This window comes from Streptomyces sp. NPDC047981 (assembly GCF_040653315.1).
GTDB lineage: Bacteria > Actinomycetota > Actinomycetes > Streptomycetales > Streptomycetaceae > Streptomyces.
In genome coordinates this window covers 21,679-40,096 of the sequence record NZ_JBEZNQ010000004.1, presented here as the reverse complement: position 1 = coordinate 40,096, position 18,418 = coordinate 21,679, and the positions used below count along the sequence as shown (strand labels likewise).

The following is an 18,418-nucleotide window of genomic DNA, read 5'->3' as shown; positions in this document are numbered from 1 at the left end:
GGAGGGCGGGGCTGAGCCCCCGGCCGGGTCAGTGGCGGCGCGCTCGCCAGAGGACGTACGCGGCCGAGGCGATCGCCGCGGCCTTGAGGGTCCAGGGCCAGGTTTCCGAGATTGCCGCGCCCATCGCCTCGCCGCCTTCGGCGACCGGGGTGCCCCAGCGGCCTTCCACGCGGCCCCAGAGCCAGACCACGCCGGCCGCCGCCGCCAGGCCCGGGAGGATGACGACCGCCCACTGGCTCTCCGTACGGGAGAGGCGGCGTGAGGCGTAGGCCAGAAGCCAGCCGAGGGCGAGGGCGATCAGGTTGCCGAAGATCGCGCCGCCGAGGAGGAGCAGCGCGGCCAGGATCAGGCCCGGGCTGCCGGGACGGAAGCCGGCGGGCGCGTCCGTCGACGTCTCGCGTCGTCGCGAGCGGAGGATCCTGCGCCACAGGGGCCTTCTGGGCTCCTCCCCCTCCGTCTCGACGACATCGTCCTCGTCGTGCTCGTCGTCCTCACCCGGCGGCGGCTTCAGCAGGTCCGGGATCTCCACCCCGCCGCGGAACCCGGGGACCAGGTCGTCCCCCGGCAGCGGCTCCTCGGCGTCGAGGTCGTCCAGGCGCCACCAGTCCGGGTCCGTGGCCGTGTCCGCCGTACCGACCTCGTCCATGCCCGCCAGGTGCGGAGGCGTCGGCCAGGCCTCGCGGCCGCGCTCGGGATCCGGCTCGGGTCGCGGCTTCGGGACCGGTGGTCTGCGCTTCCGCAGGCGGCGGGCGGTGGCCGCCCCGGCCCCTTCCCGAGCCCCTTCCCCGGCCCCGTCACGGGCTCCTTCCCCGGCCCCTTCGCCGGCCCCTTCCCCGGCCTGCCGCGTCGGCAGGCCCGCCGCCCGGTCCACGACCTCGTCCGGTGAGCCCAGGTCGTCGAGGAGGCTTCGTATCGCCGCCGGACTCTCCTGGCCGAAGGTGGCACGCCGGCGGTCGATCTCGCCCCGCAGCGACGAGACGAGCCTCATCCGGTCCCCCGACGGCAGCTGACGCCGCTGCGCCAGATCACCCACCCGGCTCAGATAGTCGAAGACCAACTGGTCGCTCTCGATCCCCACAGTCCCCTCCACAGCCGGTACGCCCCGACGTTAGCGCCCGCGCAGGGGCTAACGTGGTCCGGATGGGGATCGGTGAGCTCGATCGGGAGGCGCACGTGCCCGGAGGAAATGACGCCGCCGCCGCGCCGCGCACGCTCGCGGAGGCGCTGCGCGCGCGGGGCGACGAGGGGCTCGCCGCGCTGCTGCGCGCCCGCCCGGATCTGCTCTCCCCGGTGCCGAACGACCTGACCCAGCTCGCCACCCGGGCCGGCACCCGCGGTTCCGTGGTCCGCGCGCTCGAACGACTCGACCGGTTCACCCTGCAGGCCGCCGAGGCGCTCGCCGTCGCCCCGGACCCCGCTCCGTACGACGTGCTCCTCGCCCTGCTCTCCGGCGACGACGGCGACCCGGCCGTCGAGAAGGCCCTGCCGCGTGCGGTGCGGGTGCTGCGGGACCAGGCCCTGGTCTGGGGTGAGGACGACCGGCTGCGGCTCGTACGGACCGCCCGCGAGCTGCTCGCGCCCTCCGCGCAGCACCCGTCGCCGACCGGTCTCGGGCCGACCGTCTCGGAGGCGACGGCCGGGATGTCACCGGGCCGGATCCAGGAGATCATCGCCGCCGCCGGGCTGCCCGCGACGCACGACCCGGTCTCGGCGGTGGCGGCGCTCACCGGCCTGTTCACCGACCGGGACCGGATGGGCGCGCTGCTCGACACCGCGCCGCCCGAGGCGCTCGCCGTGCTCGACCGGCTGGTGTGGGGTCCGCCGTACGGCGAGGTGACGGCGAACCCGGCGCCGCCCGTGCGGTGGCTGCGCGATCGGGGTCTGCTGCTGCCCGCCTCACCGCGGACGGTCGTGCTGCCCCGCGAGGCGGCGCTCCATCTGCGCGGTGGCCGGGCGCACCGCGCGCCGGAGCCGGACGCGCCCGAGCTCACGGTCCTGCGCGAATACCGTCCCCAGGTTGTGGACAACGCGGCGGCCGGGCAGGCGTACGCGGCGCTGTCGACGGTCGAGGAGCTGCTGAAGAGCTGGGACCAGGGCGGCCCTGCCGTGCTCCGCGCGGGCGGGATGTCCGTACGGGACCTCAAGCGGACCGCCGTCGCGCTCGACGTGTCCGAGCCGGTCGCGGCGTTCTGGATGGAGCTCGGCTACGCGGCGGGGCTGCTCGCCCCGGACGGCGAGGCGGACGAGCGGTACGCGCCGACGCCCGCGTACGACGACTGGCTCGACCTGCCGCCCGCCGAGCGCTGGGCCCGGCTCGCCACGGCCTGGCTCATGGGGACGAGGACGGCGGGCCTGGTCGGCGGCCAGGACGCGAAGGGCCGCACGCTCTCGGCGCTCGGCCCGGACCTCGACCGGGGCGCCGCGCCCGAGGTGCGGCGCCGGGTCCTCACCCTGCAGGCGACGCTGCCGCCGGGCGCGGCGGCGGACCCGGAGGCCCTGCTGACCCGGCTGCGGTGGGAGCGCCCACTGCGCGGCGCGGCGGGAGCCACCGCTCCTTCGAACGCCACCGGCTCCACCGGCTCGACCGGCGACCTGCGCTCCCGTATCGCGCACTGGACCCTCACCGAGGCCGAGATGCTCGGGATCACCGGGCGCGGGGCGCTCGCCTCGCCCGCGCGGGCCCTGCTCAACCTGCCCCTCGCGGAGGCCGCGCCCGAGCCGGTTGCCGAGCACGGGGTCGAGCTGTCCGTCGCCGCCGCGCGGGCCGCGACGCTGCTGGCCCCGCTGCTGCCCGAGGCCGTCGACCACGTCCTCCTGCAGGCCGACCTCACCGCGGTGGCGCCGGGCCCGCTGCGGCGCCCGCTCGCCGACACGCTCTCCGTGCTCGCGGACGTCGAGTCGAAGGGCGGCGCGACGGTCTACCGGTTCACGCCCGGCTCGGTGCGGCGCGCGCTCGACGCCGGACGCGGCGCGTCCGACCTGCACGACTTCCTGACCGCCCACTCCCGTACGCCGGTGCCGCAGCCGCTCTCGTACCTGATCGACGACGTGGCGCGCAGGCACGGCCACCTCCGGATCGGCGCCGCGTCCGCGTACGTGCGGTGCGACGACGACACGGTCCTCGGCGAGATCCTCGCCGACAAGCGCTCCGCGTCCCTGCGGCTGCGCCGCCTCGCTCCGACCGTGCTCGCCGCGCAGACGGACCCGGCGGCGCTGCTCGACGGGCTGCGGTCGATGGGGTACGCCCCGGCCGCCGAGTCCGCCGCCGGCGACGTCCTGATCACCCGCGCCGACGCGTACCGCACCGGCGCCCGCACCGCCCCCGTGCCCGTCCCGGACGGCCCGCCGTCCCCCGACGCGACCCTGCTCGGCGCGGCGGTCCGGGCGATCCGCGCGGGCGACCTGGCCGCGACGGCCGTCCGCAAGGAACGCCCGGGAGCCCCCGGCCCGGCCGGAACCCCGACCCGCGCGCCCGGCGAACTGCCCCGCACCTCCCCCGCCGAGACCCTGGCCACGGTCCAGGCCGCCGCGCTGACGGGCACGGCCGTCTGGATCGGCTACGTCAACGCCGAGGGCGCCGCCAGCCAGCGCGTGATCGCCCCCGTCCGCGTCGAGGGCGGCTTCGTGACGGGCTACGACCACACGGCGGACGAGGTCCGCACGTACCCCCTGCACCGCATCACGGGCGTCGCGGAACTGGCGGAGGACCAGGTCTAGGCCCGGGGCGCGACGAGAGCCGCCGGATCGACCTCCAGCGGGAACGGCTTGTCGATCGGCGTCGCCCGCCCCGCCTCGGCGACGGTCCGCTCGACGTAACGGCCGTCCTGCAGCTCGCACACGACCAGCGTCGGCACCGGCTCCAGTTCGAGCCGCCAGAGGTGCTCGATGCCCGCCTCCGCGTAGTACGGCGGCTTCAGCAGCCGGTCGGTACGGCGCCCGGACGACGAGGGCGAGACGATCTCGACGACGAGGAGGACGTCGTCCGCGTTGTACGTGATCGGGTCGGCCGCCGCGGCAGCCGCCTCGACCACCACGATGTCCGGGATGAAGAGTCCGTCGGGCAGGATGAGATTGACCGCTTCCAGGACTTCGGCGGGCACGCCCTCCTCCTGGACGGAGCGGTCCAGCAAGCTCCAGAGGCGCGACGACGCCCGCTGATGCTTGGTTCCCGGAGCCGGTGACATCACGAGCGCTTCCCCCATCAGTTCACGACGCTGACCACGGTCCTCCGGCAATGCCAGAACTTCCTCTATGGTCCAGGGCCCGTAGTGCGGATCGTGCGCGACGCTCATCTCGCCACCTCCCTCTCGTGGAACCGGTCGCCTTCAGTGTGGCAGGCCCCACCGACAACCGTCGGGCGTCAGGCACACTGGATGTTTGGCCGCGCGGAAGGGGATGCACGTACGTGAACGGTCCACTCATCGTCCAGAGCGACAAGACGCTCCTGCTGGAGGTCGACCACGAGCAGGCCGATGCCTGTCGGCGGGCCATCGCGCCGTTCGCGGAGCTGGAGCGGGCGCCCGAGCACATCCACACGTACCGCGTCACCCCGCTCGGGCTGTGGAACGCGCGGGCGGCCGGGCACGACGCCGAGCAGGTCGTCGACGCGCTCGTGGAGTTCTCGCGGTACCCCGTGCCGCACGCGCTGCTCGTGGACGTCGCCGAGACGATGGCCCGGTACGGGCGGCTCACGCTCTCCAAGCACCCCACGCACGGGCTCGTCCTGACCAGCACCGATCGGCCCGTCCTGGAGGAGATCCTCCGGTCCAAGAAGGTGCAGCCGCTCGTCGGCGCGCGCATCGACGACGACACCGTCGTCGTGCACCCCTCCGAGCGCGGGCAGATCAAGCAGACCCTGCTGAAGCTGGGCTGGCCGGCCGAGGACCTCGCCGGGTACGTCGACGGCGAGGCCCACCGGATCGACCTCGCCGAGGACGGCTGGGCCCTGCGCCCGTACCAGAAGCAGGCCGTCGAGGGCTTCTGGCACGGCGGCTCCGGGGTCGTCGTGCTGCCCTGCGGCGCCGGGAAGACTCTGGTCGGGGCCGGGGCCATGGCCCAGGCGAAGGCCACCACGCTCATCCTCGTCACCAACACCGTCTCCGCGCGGCAGTGGAAGCACGAGCTGGTCAAGCGGACCTCGCTCACCGAGGACGAGATCGGCGAGTACTCCGGTACGAAGAAGGAAATCCGGCCGGTCACCATCGCCACGTACCAGGTGCTGACGACGAAGCGGAAGGGCATCTATCCGCACCTCGAGCTCTTCGACTCGCGCGACTGGGGCCTCATCGTCTACGACGAGGTGCACCTGCTGCCCGCGCCCGTCTTCAAGTTCACCGCCGACCTGCAGGCGCGGCGGCGGCTCGGGCTCACCGCGACGCTCGTGCGCGAGGACGGACGCGAGTCGGACGTGTTCTCGCTCATCGGACCCAAGCGCTTCGACGCGCCCTGGAAGGAGATCGAGGCGCAGGGCTACATCGCGCCCGCCGACTGCGTCGAGGTCCGCGTCAACCTCACGGACTCCGAGCGGCTCGCCTACGCGACCGCCGAGCAGGAGGAGAAGTACCGCTTCTGCGCCACCACGGCCACCAAGCGGAAGGTGACCGAGGCGCTGGTGCGGAAGTTCGCCGGGCAGCAGATCCTCGTCATCGGCCAGTACATCGACCAGCTCGACGAGCTCGGCGAGCACCTGGGCGCCCCCGTCATCAAGGGCGAGACACCGAACGCGCAGCGCGAGAAGCTCTTCGACGCCTTCCGGGAGGGCGAGATCAGCGTCCTCGTCGTCTCGAAGGTCGCCAACTTCTCGATCGACCTGCCCGAGGCCACCGTCGCCATCCAGGTGTCCGGCACCTTCGGGTCCCGGCAGGAGGAGGCGCAGCGGCTCGGGCGGGTGCTGCGCCCGAAGGCCGACGGCCACCAGGCGCACTTCTACTCGGTCGTCGCGCGCGACACGATCGACCAGGACTTCGCGGCGCACCGCCAGCGCTTCCTGGCCGAGCAGGGGTACGCGTACCGGATCGTCGACGCGGACGAGTTGCTCGCGGGCGGCTGAGAACGCGGTCGGCCGAGAACGAAGCGGGGCCCCGTCCGACGTGGACGGGGCCCCTTCGGCGTGTGCCGGACCGCCGGGTTTCAGACGGCCAGGCTTCAGACCGCCGGGCTTCAGACCGCTGGGTTTCAGACCGCCGGGTTTCAGACCGCCGGGTTGAGGACCAGCTTCGCCTGGTTGTTCCGCACGTTCGGGTCGAACGGCAGCGGGCCGTCACCGTACGGCGGCTTGAGCGTGATCGCGCCCTTGGCGCCCGTGATCACCGTGTCGATCCGCAGCTGGAACGGGAAGGTCACCACCTGCTTCTCGGCCACCCAGATCGGCAGGTTGCAGACGTAGCGCGGGGCGCCGGTCCGGGTCTCGCTCTCCCACCAGCCGCCGTCCGCCGTGCGGGGCTCGCAGGCCTCCGGTACGGAGGTGACGGTGGCGCCCCTGGGCACGGTCAGGTCGACCGCGCCGACGGGGTCGCCTGAGCCCAGGTTGGCGACCCAGGCCGGGCCGCGGTTGCGGAAGGTCAGCGCGGCGGGCACCGTCTCGCCCGCGGCGGCGCTCGCCCGGACGCCGGCGACGGCGAAGTCAGCCGTGTTGGTGACGCCGATCGAGGCCACCTCACCGTTGTTCTCGGGCGTCAGGTCCTCGGCTCCACCGCGGGCCGTGACGCCGATGTCCACCCGCTCGGCGAGGGCGTACCGGGCTGCCTTCGCGCGCAGCGGGGCCGGCAGGGTGAAGGAGCCGCCGGGCTCGACGACGTCGTCGAAGAGGCAGTCCACCTTGGTGACCGGCGCCGGCAGGCTCTCGCCCACGGGCGTGCTCGTGCACTGCGGGGCGACGGCGCCGATGTCGAGGCCGCGCGTGGTGTACAGGGTGACCTGGACGCCGTTCGCGGCCTCGTTGCCGTTGTTGACCACGGAGAACGGCACGGCCACGGTGGAGCCGGGGGCGACGCCCGTGACGGCGGGGATCCGGCTCAGGACGAGGTCGGGGCCGGAGGCGACCCGGACGGTGCTCCAGTTCTCGGCTCTGAGGGTGCCCTCCGCGGAGGTCGTCGTGGCCGTCGCGCCGAAGGTGATCCGGCCGCTGACGCCGGTCTCGGCGCCGGTGGCCGCGCGCAGCTTCAGCTGCACCGGGGACTCGCCCGTGAGCGGCACCTCGGGGATCGAGCAGACGGCGGTGACGCCGGTCGGCGCGCAGTTCTCGGGCCAGGTGATCTCGGCGATGCCGGTCAGCTCGGAGGCGTCGACGGTGAGCCGGCCGTCGGTCACGCGGTAGTCGGCGTTGTCGTGGTAGAGGCCGAGGGCGACGGTCGCGACCGGCGCCTGCCCGCCCGCGACGGCCTTGGGCAGCGCCACTTCCCACGGCGCCACGATCCAGAGCTGGTCGCTGTCGGCGGCGGCCGGGGTGGCGGTCAGGCCGACCGTGACCAGACCGGCGGCGGTGAGGCACGCACCGAGCCGCGCGACGCGGCCGGCGAAAGGCATTCCCATGATCTCCTCTGTTCCTCTGCTCCGTGGGGAGACGGCGGTGCGATGAGGAGACCTGCGGGCGCGGGGAAGGGTTGTGGCGCGCGGGCCGGGAAGATCGTCGGAGTCGGATCGGTCGGGGGTGCCCCTGTGGGCTGTGCTCCGGAGGGCGGTGTCCCGGAGGGCGGTGTCCCGGAGGGCGGTGCCCCGGAGGGACGTGCCTGTGTCGGGTGTCTCAGTCCCTGCGGGCGGTGCCTGCGTCGGGTGTCTCAGTCCTGCGGTCGGCCGACGAAGCGCGGTCGGGGGTCGCGGACGCCCGTGCGCTCTCCGTACGGGCCGTGGTCGCCGAGGACGACGACGCCGACGGCCGCCGAGCCGTAGGCGCGTATCGCCCGCAGCGCGAGGCCGAGGCGGCGGGAGCGGGGGATCGTGCGGTCCGGGGTGAAGGTCGCTGTGGTCATGCCTCCATGATGGAATCCGGACATTCCGAACACATCAGGCTGGGGATGGAACCCTCGTCCCCCTCAGGTCGGACACCACCCCTACGGGCCCCCGCCCCCGGAATATTCGGTCGCTCCGCCCGCCCCACGGAGCTACAATCTCCGACTTCCCCGCCTCCCTCCGTGGAGCGCGCTGCCAGCCGGTCGGAAACCGGCGGCCGCCCCAGTCACGCTCACGCACACCCGGAGGCTTCCGCATGTCCACGCCCGCGCCCGCCGACCCGCTCGCGCGCGAGCGCGCCCACCTCGCCGACTCGCGCGCCGCGCTGCGCGCGATGCGCGAGGACGTCGAGGCGCTCGACATCAAGGACGTCACCGCGAACTGGGTCAACGCCGTCGTCCTCGGCCGCCAGATCGAGGACCGGATCAAGGCGCTCGCCGACCTGACCCACACCCCGCTCTTCTTCGGGCGGCTCGACTACCTCCACACCACGCAGGAGGGACAGCGCTTCTACATCGGCCGCCGGCACGTCCACGACGCCGACGGGGACCCGATGGTGATCGACTGGCGCGCGCCGGTCTCCCAGCCGTTCTACCGGGCGTCGAAGAAGGACCCGCAGGACGTCGGGCTCCGCCGCCGGTTCGGCTACACGGGCGGCGACCTCACCGCGTACGAGGACGAGCACCTCTCCGACCCGGCAGAGCTGGATCGGACCAGCAAGCTGCTCCAGGCGGAGATCGAGCGGCCCCGCGTCGGCCCCATGCGGGACATCGTCGCCACCATCCAGCCCGAGCAGGACGAGATCGTCCGGTCCGGGCTCTCCGGCACCGTCTGCGTCCAGGGCGGTCCCGGCACCGGAAAGACCGCCGTGGGCCTGCACCGGGTCGCGTACCTGCTCTACGCGCACCGGGAGCGGCTCGCCCGCACCGGCACCCTCGTCATCGGGCCGAACCGCTCCTTCCTCCACTACATCGAGCAGGTCCTGCCCGCTCTCGGCGAGCTGGAGGTGCAGCAGGCGACCGTCGACGACCTCGTCGCGCACGTCGAGGTCCGGGGCGCCGACGAGGCGGCGACGGCCGTGGTCAAGGGCGACGCGAGGATGGCGGAGGTGCTGCGGCGGGCGGTGCGCTCGCACGTCACGCTGCCCACGGAGCCGCTGGTCGTGGTGCGCGGCTCCCGCCGCTGGCGGGTCCCGGCGTACGAACTGGAGGAGATCGTCCGCGAGTTGCTCGACCGCGACATCCGCTACGGCGCCGCCCGCGAGGCCCTGCCGCAGCGCATCGCCCACACGGTCCTGGTGCGCATGGAGCAGGCGGGCGAGGCGCCCGACGACCGGGTGCAGGACGCGGTGGCCCGCAACACGGCCGTGAAGGCGGCGGTGAAGACCCTCTGGCCGCCGGTCGATCCGGCGAAGCTGGTGCTGCGCCTGCTGAGCGACGCCGCGTTCCTCGCCGAGCACGCGGGCGGCGTCCTCACCGACGACGAGCAGAAGCTGCTGCTGTGGGCGAAGCCGGGCCGCTCGGTGAAGTCGGCGAAGTGGTCGGCGGCCGACGCGGTCCTGATCGACGAGGCGACGGACCTGGTGGAGCGGACGCACTCGCTCGGGCACGTGGTCCTGGACGAGGCGCAGGACCTGTCCCCGATGCAGTACCGGGCCGTCGGCCGCCGCTGCACGACCGGTTCGGCGACCGTCCTGGGCGACCTGGCGCAGGGCACCACACCCTGGGCGACCGGGAGTTGGGAGCAGGCCCTCGGCCACCTGGGCAAGCCGGAGGCCGTGGTGGAGGAGCTGACCGCCGGTTTCCGCGTGCCGCGCGAGGTCATCGCGTACGCGTCGCGGCTGCTGCCCCACATGTCGCCGGGGCTCGCGGCCGTGGAGTCCGTACGGGAGAACCCCGGGTCGCTCTCGATCCGGGAGGCCGCCGCCCCCGAGGCCCTGGACGCGGCGGTCGTCGCGGCCTGCGCGGAGGCGCTGGAGCACGAGGGGTCCATCGGCCTGATCGCCGCCGACGCCCGGATCGCCCCGCTCGCCGAGGCGCTGACCGCCGCCGGTCACGCCTACCTCTCGCCCGGCGAGGAGACGACGGCCGAGTCCCGCCTGACCCTCGTCCCCGCCTCGCTCGCCAAGGGCCTCGAGTACGACTACGTGGTCCTGGACGACCCGGCGGCCGTCGTGGACGGCGAACCGGACGAGCGGACGGGGCTGCGGCGGCTGTACGTGGCGCTGACGCGCGCGGTGTCCGGCCTGACCGTCCTTCACTCCTCGCCGCTGCCGCAGCAGTTGGCCGGGTAGCGGACCTACGACGCGAGGAACGCTCTGACGCCCTGGGACACGCCGTCGTCGCCGAGCAGCGCGTTGTGGTCGAGGCAGCCGGCGGCGTTGTTGGTGGCGCCGGTCAGCGGGACGCTGTTGTCGGGGTTGATGACCTCGTCGCAGTTCGACCACCACGTGGCGTAGCGCACGGCGCCCGGGGTCTCGTCGCCCTCCGCGAGCTTCTTCTGGACGTACGAGCCCGGGGTCATGTCGCGGCACGCCTGGTCCCACAGGGCGCAGGCCCAGGCGGTGCTGGTGCCGTGGTTGGGGCCGGCGAGGGAGACCCAGTGGGCGACGGACGACTGGCCCGCGGCGTCGAACTTCACGTACCAGCGCGTGACGAGGCTGCCGAAGGAGTGCGCGACGAGGTCGACCCGGCTCGCGCCGGTGCGCCGCTTGACGTCGGCGACGTACGCGGCGAGTTCACCGGCGATGACCTCGTTGACGGACCGGTGCGTGTCGTAGCCGAAGGAGAAGAGCTCGGCGTCGGTGTACCCGTCCGCCTTGAGGTCCTCGCGCAGGCCGCCCCAGACGCCGGGGTCGGCGTTGTAGCCGTGGACGAAGACGACGGGGGTACGGGACGCGGCCGCAGCCGGGGAGGCCTGGCCGGCCTGGGGGACGAAGACGGACGCCATCAGGGCCAGCAGCGCCACGAAGCTGATACGGAGTCTCAACACGCTTCTCCCTACGGGGTGTTACGCACGAGTAGTGAAGAGCATGGTGAGGCCGGGGGGCCGGGATGAACAGCCCCGTGACGGCTAGGACTTCATGACCGCGGGGCGGCCGGCAGGAAGCGCTTGCTCCCTGCCCCACCGCTTGCGCCACGCCGTGGCGCCCCTTCAGGCGCGGTACCGCTTACTCCCCGCGCTCCCCGTACTCCCCGTACTCCCCGCGCTCTCCGTACTCCCCGCGCTCCCCGCGCTCCCCGTACTCCCCGTACTCCGCCAGCGCCTGCGACCACGCGCGGCGCGCGACCGTCGCCAGGACCGGGTTCCTACCGGCGTACTCGGCCTCCGTCACCACGCCCCAGCACAGCGCCCAGCCGCGTCCCCGCGCCCACGTCGCGTCGTCGACCCGCGCCGCCGCCCGGAACAGCGGGCGGGTCTCGGGGGTGAGGAGCGTCCAGGCGGCCATCATGTCGCAGGCGGGATCGCCCGTACCGACCCCGCCGAAGTCGATGACCGCGCTCAGCCGGCCGTCCCTGGCCAGCAGGTTGCCGGGCAGCAGATCGCCGTGGACCCAGCGGGGCGGGCCGTCCCACGGGCGCAGTCGCAGGACCGACTCCCAGGCCGCCGCCACCCGGTCCGCGTCGAGGACCCCCCGCGCGCCGAGGCTGCGGATCGCGCCCTCCATGGCCCCCTGCTCCCACGCGCGCACCGGGCCGCCCCGGAAGGATCTCGGGCCCTCCGCCGCGTCCACGCGGCGCAGCGCGGCGCCGAATCTCCCCAACTCGACCGCCGCGTGCGCGAGATCGGTGATCGGCTCGTCGTAGGCGTTGGCGCCGTCGAGCCAGTCGTACACCGACCAGGGCAGAGCGAAGCCCTCCCCCGGCACACCGTGCGCCACGGGCACGGGTACCGGCAGCGGCAGGTGCGGGGCGAGGAGCGGCAGCCAGCGCTGCTCCTTGACGATGGATCCGGCGTTCTCCGCGGCCTTGGGCAGCCGGACCGCCAGGCGGTCGCCGAGGCGGTACATGTCGTTGTCCGTGCCGGCCGACGCGACGCGCCTGACCGGCAGCTCCGCCCACTGCGGGAACTGGGCGGCGACGAGGGCGCGTACGAGGTCGGTCATGGCCGGGAGGGTAGCCAGCGGCCGACCGGCCCGGCCAGCGCTTTACGGTGGGGGCGGCGCGACCGAGAGAAGGGTGGACCGACGATGGCCGAGGCACGGCAGCACGTCACCGTCGTCACGGGCGGCAGCCGCGGGATCGGCGCCGCGACCTGCGTACGGCTGGCGGCCGAGGGACACGATCTGGCGCTCGGGTACGTACGGGACCGGGCCGCCGCCGAGGAGACGGCGGCGGCCGTCCGGGCGGCGGGCGCGCGGTGCGTGGTCGTCCGGGTGGACACGTCGGTGGAGGCCGACGTGGAGCGGCTCTTCGACACGGCGGAGGCGGAACTCGGCCCGGTGACCGGTCTGGTGAACAACGCGGGTGTGACCGGGCCCCTGGGGCGCCTCGCGGACGCCACGACGGCGGACCTGCGCCGCGTGGTGGACGTCAACCTCTACGGCTACCTGCTCTGTTGCCGCCGCGCCGCCCGCGACATGGCCGCCCGGGGCGGCGGGGCGATCGTGAACGTCTCCTCGGCCGCCGCGACGCTCGGCAGCCCCGGCGACTACGTCCATTACGCGGCGACGAAGGCGGCGACCGACGCGCTGACCGTGGGCCTCTCCAAGGAGCTGGGCCCGGACGGCATCCGGGTCAACGCCGTGGCGCCCGGCATCGTCGAGACCGGCATGCACGCGGCGATGGGCGACCCGGACCGGCCCGCGAAGGCGGCCGCGACGATCCCGCTGGGCCGCCCCGGCCGGCCGGACGAGATCGCCGCGGCGGTGGCGTGGCTGCTGTCCGCCGACGCCTCGTACGCGACGGGGACGGTCCTGCGGATCGCGGGCGGGCGCTGAGGCTCCCGCTCCGGGCTCTCCACAGCCGCGGGGGTCAGCCACGCGGGTCAGCCACGCGAGTCAGCCGAGCGGGTCAGCCGAGCGGGCGGGCGCGGCGGGCGGTGAAGGCGCCGGTCACGGCGCGGGTCAGGGCCCAGAGGGCGGTGGCGTTGGCCAGCGCGCAGGCCAGGATCAGGCCGTAGAAGCCGAAGCCCAGCCAGTCGCCCACGAGGTCGGCGCCGGGCACGTCGGACACGTCCTGCAGCTCCGCGGCGGTCGGCGGCGGCCCGACGGGCGGCCCTGTCTCGGTTCCGGTCTCGGGCGCCGGAGCCGGGAGGGGCGTGGGCGGTGTGGGGCCCGTGTGGGCGGGCGGCGCGGCCTCCAGCGCCGCGAGCGACTCGGGAGAGGGGGTGAACAGAGACAGGGCCAGCATGCTGAGCGGCGCGGTGGCGAGGATCGCCCAGACGCCGGCGAAGGACCCGTCCCCGGTGCGGACGAGCACGTCCGCCCAGACCAGCAGTCCGACCACAATGGCCACGTACCCTGCCGGAACCCACACTTCGAGCCTCGACCGACGCTGTCCCAGTCCCATGACTTCTCCCGTTCGCATGGGAGTCAGTATCGAAACGGTGCCCTTCGGCGCGCTTGAGTACGGCTACTCAAGCGCGCGTGCGCACGTGCCTCGCGGATCGCGTCGTCCGACCTACGCGTCCAGCGCCTCGCGCCAGACCCGGACCGCGTCCGGGGAGACCGGGGCCGTCCAGCCGTGGGGGCGGGCCGCGCCGCCGATGTGGAAGGCGTCGAGGCCGGCGGCGCGCAGGCGGGGGAGGTGGTCGAGGCGGAGGCCGCCGCCGACCAGGATCTGGGGCTCGTAGCCGGGCTCGCCCGCGCGGGCCGCCTCCGCGAGGAGGACGGGGAGTCCGTCGTCGACGCCGGTGGGCGAGCCCGCCGTGAGGTAGGTGTCGAGGCCCGGCAGGTCCGCGAGCTGCTTGCGCAGGGCGTCGCGGTCGGGCGTGCGGTCGATCGCGCGGTGGAAGGTCCACCGGCAGCCGTCCAGGACGGTGACCAGCCGCTCGACGGCCACCAGGTCCGCGTCGCCGTCGGGCGTCAGGAAGCCCAGCACGAACTGGTCCGCGCCCGCGTCCCGTAGGTCGGCGGCGCGGGCCACCAGCCGGTCGATGTCGCCCGCGGCGAAGCCGTCCGTCAGTCTGAGCATCACGCGCAGCGGGATGTCCACGGCGGCGCGGATCGCGGCGAAGCCGGTCCGTGACGGGGTCAGCCCGTCGGCCGCCATGTCGGTGACCAGCTCGAGGCGGTCCGCCCCACCGGCCTGGGCGGCGACCGCGTCCTCCTCGTCGAGGGCGATCACCTCAAGGACTGCACGCTTGCTCATCGAGCCCATTCCTCCATGAATGACGGCTACAGGTCTACAGGTCTAGTCCAATGACCACCCTAGCCGTGCTCGTGGCCTCCCGCATCGTGCGGCGCCTCATCCGACGAAGCGGATGTCGGAGCCGATGCCGGAGCGGACACCGGAGCCCCGCCCGGTCCCGCCTGCACCGTGAAGGCCGCGGTGCGGACCTTCCCGCCGTGCTGGAAGTCGAGGAAGAGGCGGTACGAGCCCGCGCTCGGCGCCGTCGCCGTGAAGGAGACCACCGGTCCTGGACCGCCCTCGTTGGGGTGGACGTGGAGGTAGGCCAGGTCTCCGTCGCGCAGGGCGACGAGGTGGCCGTACGCCCCGAGGTACGGCTCCAGGTCCGTGACGGGCTTCCCGTCCTTGCTGACCGTGAGCTTCAGCTCACCCGCCCGGCCCGGGACGAGGGTGCCGCCCAGCGCGACCTCGTAGCCGTCGACGGTCGCGGTGGGCGTGGCGGCCGGCAGCGGCCGGGGGGCGTACGCGCCGGGGACGGCGAGGTCGGCGCCGAGCGTGATCCCCTTCGCCCCCTTCGCCGCGGGCTTGAAGTCGGCGAAGGCCTTGTAGCCACCGGCGGCGGGCAGGTCGACCGGGGTCGACCAGGTGCCGTCGGCCGCGCGCACGGGGTGCAGGTGCCGGAAGACGGTCAGGTCGCGCGAGGCCACGATGAAGTGCAGCTCCTTGCCGTGCTCGGTGGTGTACGCGGTGACGTTCTTGCCGCCCGCGTCCTTGACCGAGAACTTCAGGACGCTCCGCCCCTGCGCCGGGGTCGGTGTCTCCAGGTCCAGCGTGTAGCCGCCGTCGGAGACCTGCAGGCCCCCGGCCGCGGACGCGGCCCCCGCCGGCGCCGTCCCCGGCTCCGCGGGAGCGCTCGCATGCTCCCCGTGCGCGGCCTTCGCGGGCGGTTCGCCCACCGGGCCGATGCCCTTGCCGACGCCGTACGCCGTCCCGAACGTCGCGGCGACCGCGGCGGCGAAGGCGGTGATCCTCACTCCGGTGTTCATGGCTGCTCTCCCGTACGCGTTGATGGCGCGGATTGACGTCCGATGCACTTCACCATACCCCTGGGGGGTATCAAGTCAAGTCGGATCCGCCCTTGCGCCGGATACCACTGGGGGGTATACATTGGACTCAGTTCCGGATACCCCCACAGGGTATCGCCACCATCGAGGAGGAACCCATGTCTTCCTGCTGTACTCCTGACGGCAGCTGCTCCACCGCCGCCGAGGCCGGCACGGCCACCGCCACGGCCGTCGCCGAGAGCACCGCCACCGTCTACACCGTGTCCGGCATGACCTGCGGACACTGCAAGACCGCGATCACCACCTCCGTCTCCGCGCTCGACGGCGTCATCTCCGTGGACGTCGACGTGGCCGGCGGCCTGGTGACCGTCACCACCGGCGGCGCCCCCGACGACGCGGCGATCACCGCCGCCGTCGACGACGCCGGCTACGAGCTGACCGGCCGCGCCTGACGGCAGCGGCCCACGCCCCCTTCCGGCCGCCGGGGCCCGTCCACCCATGGGCCCCGGCCCCCGCACCCGCTGTACCGAGGAGCAGGAAATGACCACCACCACCCCAGGCGCCGCCCAGGTCGAGCTCGCCATCGGCGGCATGACCTGCGCCTCGTGCGCCGCCCGGATCGAGAAGAAGCTCAACCGCATGGACGGGGTCGAGGCCACCGTCAACTACGCCACCGAGAAGGCGAAGGTCACCTTCGACACCGACATCTCCGTCGCCGACCTCATCGCCACCGTCGAGGCCACCGGCTACACCGCCGAGGAGCCCACTCCCCCGCGGGCGGAGTCCGGCGCCGACGGCCCCACCGACGAGGAGAAGGCCGACGAGGAGCTGCGCCCCCTCAAGCAGCGGCTGATCACCGCCGTCGCGCTCGCCGTCCCCGTGATCGCGATGGCGATGGTCCCGGCGCTCCAGATCGAGTACTGGCAGTGGCTCAGCCTCACCCTCGCCGCGCCGGTCGTCGTCTACGCCGCCTGGCCCTTCCACAAGGCCGCCTGGACCAACGCCAAGCACGGCGCGGCCACCATGGACACGCTGATCTCGGTCGGCACGCTGGCGGCGTTCCTCTGGTCCCTGTGGGCGCTGTTCTTCGGCACCGCCGGGACCCCGGGCATGACCCACCCCTTCGAGTTCACGATCGCCCGCACCGACGGCGCCGGGAACATCTACCTGGAGGCCGCGGCGGGCGTCACCGCCTTCATCCTGGCCGGCCGCTACTTCGAGGCCCGCTCCAAGCGCAAGGCGGGCGCCGCGCTCAAGGCGCTCATGCAGCTCGGTGCCAAGGAGGTCACGGTCCTCCGCGACGGCCGCGAGGTGACCGTTCCCACCGCCGAACTCCAGGTCGGCGACCGCTTCCTGGTCCGCCCGGGCGAGAAGATCGCCACCGACGGCACCGTCGTCGAGGGCTCCTCCGCCGTCGACGCCTCCATGCTCACCGGCGAGTCCGTACCGGTCGAGGTCGGCGTCGGCGACGCCGTCACCGGCGCCACCCTGAACGCCGGCGGCCGGCTCGTCGTCGAGGCCACCCGCGTCGGCGCCGACACTCAACTGGCCCGGATGGCCAAGCTCGTGGAGGACGCCCAGAACGGCAAGGCGGCGGCCCAGCGGCTTGCCGACCGGATCTCCGCCGTCTTCGTCCCCGTCGTCATCGCGCTCGCGCTCGGCACGCTCGGCTTCTGGCTCGGCACCGGCGCCGGGCTCACGGCCGCCTTCACCGCCGCCGTCGCCGTACTGATCATCGCCTGCCCCTGCGCCCTGGGCCTGGCCACGCCGACCGCGCTCATGGTCGGCACCGGACGCGGCGCGCAGCTCGGCATCCTGATCAAGGGTCCCGAGGTCCTGGAGACCACCCGCAAGGTCGACACGATCGTCCTCGACAAGACCGGTACGGTCACCACCGGCCGGATGACCCTCATCAAGGTCCACACCGCCGCCGGTACGGACGAGACGGACGTGCTGCGCCTCGCGGGCGCCCTGGAACACGCCTCCGAGCACCCCATCGCGCAGGCCGTCGCCACCGGCGCCGCCGCCAGGGTCGGCACGCTGCCCACCCCCGAGGACTTCGCCAACCTCCCCGGTCTCGGCGTCCAGGGCATCGTCGAGGGCCACGCGGTCCTCGTCGGCCGGGAGAAGCTGCTCACCGAGTGGGCGATGGAGCTGCCCGCCTCGCTGAAGTCCGCCAAGGAGGCGGCCGAGACGGCGGGCAGGACCGCGATCGCGGTGGCCTGGGACGGCGAGGCCCGCGCGGTCCTTGAGGTCGCCGACGCCGTCAAGGAGACCAGCCCCGAGGCGATCCGCCGGCTGCGCGGCCTCGGCCTCACCCCGATCCTGCTCACCGGCGACAACGAGGCGGTCGCCCGCTCCGTCGCCGCCGAGGTCGGCATCGACGAGGTCATCGCGGAGGTCATGCCGCAGGACAAGGTCGACGTCGTCAAGCGGCTGCAGGCGGAGGGGCGTTCGGTCGCCATGGTCGGCGACGGCGTCAACGACGCCGCCGCGCTCGCCCAGGCCGACCTGGGCCTGGCGATGGGCACCGGCACGGACGCCGCGATCGAGGCGGGCGACCTGACGCTCGTACGGGGGGACCTGCGGGCCGCGGCCGACGCGATCCGGCTCTCCCGGCGCACGCTCGGCACGATCCGGTCGAACCTCTTCTGGGCCTTCGCCTACAACGTGGCCGCCCTGCCGCTCGCCGCGGCCGGTCTGCTCAACCCGATGATCGCGGGTGCCGCGATGGCCTTCTCCTCGGTCTTCGTCGTCGGCAACAGCCTGCGCCTGCGCGGCTTCCAGGCCGCCGACAAGGCATGAGGAGTCTGCCGTGGCCGGGTACGGACAGCACAAGGAAGACATCATCAGACGCCTGAGGCGCATCGAGGGACAGGTCAGGGGGGTGCAGCGGATGGTCGACGAGGACGTGTACTGCATCGACGTCCTGACCCAGGTCTCCGCGATCAACGCGGCCCTGCAGTCCTGCGCCGTGGCCCTCCTGGACGAGCACCTCAGCTGCTGTGTGACCGAGGCGATCGCCCAGGGCGGGGACCAGGCGAAGGAGAAGGTGGGCGAGGCCTCGAAGGCGATCGCCCGGCTGATCAGGACGTAGCCCCGAGGGGCTCGGCGGGA

At 73.9% G+C, this 18,418-nt stretch carries 16 protein-coding genes; 7 read left to right on the top strand and 9 right to left on the bottom strand.

All coding sequences use genetic code 11. From position 1 onward, the window contains the following. Window positions 1-28: 28 nt before the first annotated feature. Window positions 29-1,078, bottom strand: coding sequence for a hypothetical protein (locus AB0E14_RS03890; RefSeq protein WP_362411469.1), 1,050 nt, complete (start codon window positions 1,076-1,078; stop codon window positions 29-31). Window positions 1,079-1,140: 62 nt separating this feature from the next. Here AB0E14_RS03890 and AB0E14_RS03885 point away from each other — a divergent pair, with 62 nt between their 5' ends. Next, entirely contained in the window at window positions 1,141-3,717 is a 2,577-nt protein-coding gene (locus AB0E14_RS03885) for a helicase C-terminal domain-containing protein (RefSeq protein WP_362411467.1), read from the top strand. On the opposite strand, the gene AB0E14_RS03880 is transcribed toward AB0E14_RS03885, so the two are convergent. Continuing rightward, window positions 3,714-4,292 (bottom strand): Uma2 family endonuclease, encoded by a 579-nt coding sequence (locus tag AB0E14_RS03880; RefSeq protein ID WP_362411464.1) that lies wholly within the window; start codon window positions 4,290-4,292, stop codon window positions 3,714-3,716. The genes AB0E14_RS03885 and AB0E14_RS03880 overlap by 4 nt on opposite strands. 113 nt (window positions 4,293-4,405) lie before the next feature. On the opposite strand from AB0E14_RS03880, the gene AB0E14_RS03875 reads away from it, so the two are divergent. Continuing rightward, window positions 4,406-6,049: a DNA repair helicase XPB gene (locus AB0E14_RS03875; RefSeq protein ID WP_362411461.1), complete on the top strand. Its 1,644-nt coding sequence runs from the start codon at window positions 4,406-4,408 to the stop codon at window positions 6,047-6,049. A 140-nt stretch (window positions 6,050-6,189) separates the two neighbouring features. Here AB0E14_RS03875 and AB0E14_RS03870 read toward each other — a convergent pair whose 3' ends face one another. After that, the gene (locus AB0E14_RS03870) at window positions 6,190-7,530 is read right to left on the bottom strand and encodes a hypothetical protein (RefSeq protein ID WP_362411458.1); all 1,341 of its coding nucleotides are present in this window, start codon (window positions 7,528-7,530) and stop codon (window positions 6,190-6,192) included. Between the two features lie 245 nt (window positions 7,531-7,775). Continuing rightward, window positions 7,776-7,967, bottom strand: coding sequence for a hypothetical protein (locus AB0E14_RS03865; protein WP_362411455.1), 192 nt, complete (start codon window positions 7,965-7,967; stop codon window positions 7,776-7,778). A gap of 236 nt (window positions 7,968-8,203) precedes the next feature. On the opposite strand from AB0E14_RS03865, the gene AB0E14_RS03860 reads away from it, so the two are divergent. Further along, window positions 8,204-10,240 carry a UvrD-helicase domain-containing protein gene (locus tag AB0E14_RS03860; protein ID WP_362411452.1) on the top strand — a complete coding sequence of 679 codons (2,037 nt, stop codon included), beginning with the start codon at window positions 8,204-8,206 and terminating at the stop codon, window positions 10,238-10,240. Between the two features lie 5 nt (window positions 10,241-10,245). Here AB0E14_RS03860 and AB0E14_RS03855 read toward each other — a convergent pair whose 3' ends face one another. Beyond that, window positions 10,246-10,935: an alpha/beta fold hydrolase gene (locus AB0E14_RS03855; RefSeq protein ID WP_362411449.1), complete on the bottom strand. Its 690-nt coding sequence runs from the start codon at window positions 10,933-10,935 to the stop codon at window positions 10,246-10,248. Between the two features lie 181 nt (window positions 10,936-11,116). After that, entirely contained in the window at window positions 11,117-12,052 is a 936-nt protein-coding gene (locus AB0E14_RS03850) for an aminoglycoside phosphotransferase family protein (protein ID WP_362411446.1), read from the bottom strand. Between the two features lie 84 nt (window positions 12,053-12,136). On the opposite strand from AB0E14_RS03850, the gene AB0E14_RS03845 reads away from it, so the two are divergent. Further along, window positions 12,137-12,886: an SDR family oxidoreductase gene (locus AB0E14_RS03845; RefSeq protein ID WP_362411443.1), complete on the top strand. Its 750-nt coding sequence runs from the start codon at window positions 12,137-12,139 to the stop codon at window positions 12,884-12,886. Window positions 12,887-12,959: 73 nt separating this feature from the next. Here the strand turns inward: AB0E14_RS03845 and AB0E14_RS03840 are convergent, their stop codons facing one another. The 3 genes from AB0E14_RS03840 to AB0E14_RS03830 all read right to left on the bottom strand — a co-directional run bounded on the left by AB0E14_RS03840 (window position 12,960) and on the right by AB0E14_RS03830 (window position 15,283). Beyond that, the gene (locus AB0E14_RS03840) at window positions 12,960-13,403 is read right to left on the bottom strand and encodes a hypothetical protein (protein ID WP_362411440.1); all 444 of its coding nucleotides are present in this window, start codon (window positions 13,401-13,403) and stop codon (window positions 12,960-12,962) included. A 165-nt stretch (window positions 13,404-13,568) separates the two neighbouring features. Further along, window positions 13,569-14,258: a copper homeostasis protein CutC gene (locus tag AB0E14_RS03835; RefSeq protein ID WP_362411437.1), complete on the bottom strand. Its 690-nt coding sequence runs from the start codon at window positions 14,256-14,258 to the stop codon at window positions 13,569-13,571. A 59-nt stretch (window positions 14,259-14,317) separates the two neighbouring features. Next, window positions 14,318-15,283 carry a hypothetical protein gene (locus tag AB0E14_RS03830; RefSeq protein ID WP_362411434.1) on the bottom strand — a complete coding sequence of 322 codons (966 nt, stop codon included), beginning with the start codon at window positions 15,281-15,283 and terminating at the stop codon, window positions 14,318-14,320. A gap of 176 nt (window positions 15,284-15,459) precedes the next feature. Here AB0E14_RS03830 and AB0E14_RS03825 point away from each other — a divergent pair, with 176 nt between their 5' ends. The 3 genes from AB0E14_RS03825 to AB0E14_RS03815 all read left to right on the top strand — a co-directional run bounded on the left by AB0E14_RS03825 (window position 15,460) and on the right by AB0E14_RS03815 (window position 18,398). Next, complete coding sequence (locus AB0E14_RS03825) at window positions 15,460-15,753, top strand: heavy-metal-associated domain-containing protein (protein WP_362411431.1); 294 nt, start codon at window positions 15,460-15,462, stop codon at window positions 15,751-15,753. An 88-nt stretch (window positions 15,754-15,841) separates the two neighbouring features. Further along, the gene (locus AB0E14_RS03820; RefSeq protein WP_362411428.1) at window positions 15,842-18,106 is read left to right on the top strand and encodes a heavy metal translocating P-type ATPase; all 2,265 of its coding nucleotides are present in this window, start codon (window positions 15,842-15,844) and stop codon (window positions 18,104-18,106) included. Next, complete coding sequence (locus tag AB0E14_RS03815) at window positions 18,024-18,398, top strand: metal-sensitive transcriptional regulator (RefSeq protein ID WP_362411425.1); 375 nt, start codon at window positions 18,024-18,026, stop codon at window positions 18,396-18,398. Before AB0E14_RS03820 ends, AB0E14_RS03815 begins: the two co-directional genes overlap by 83 nt. The last annotated feature ends 20 nt before the right edge of the window (window positions 18,399-18,418 follow it).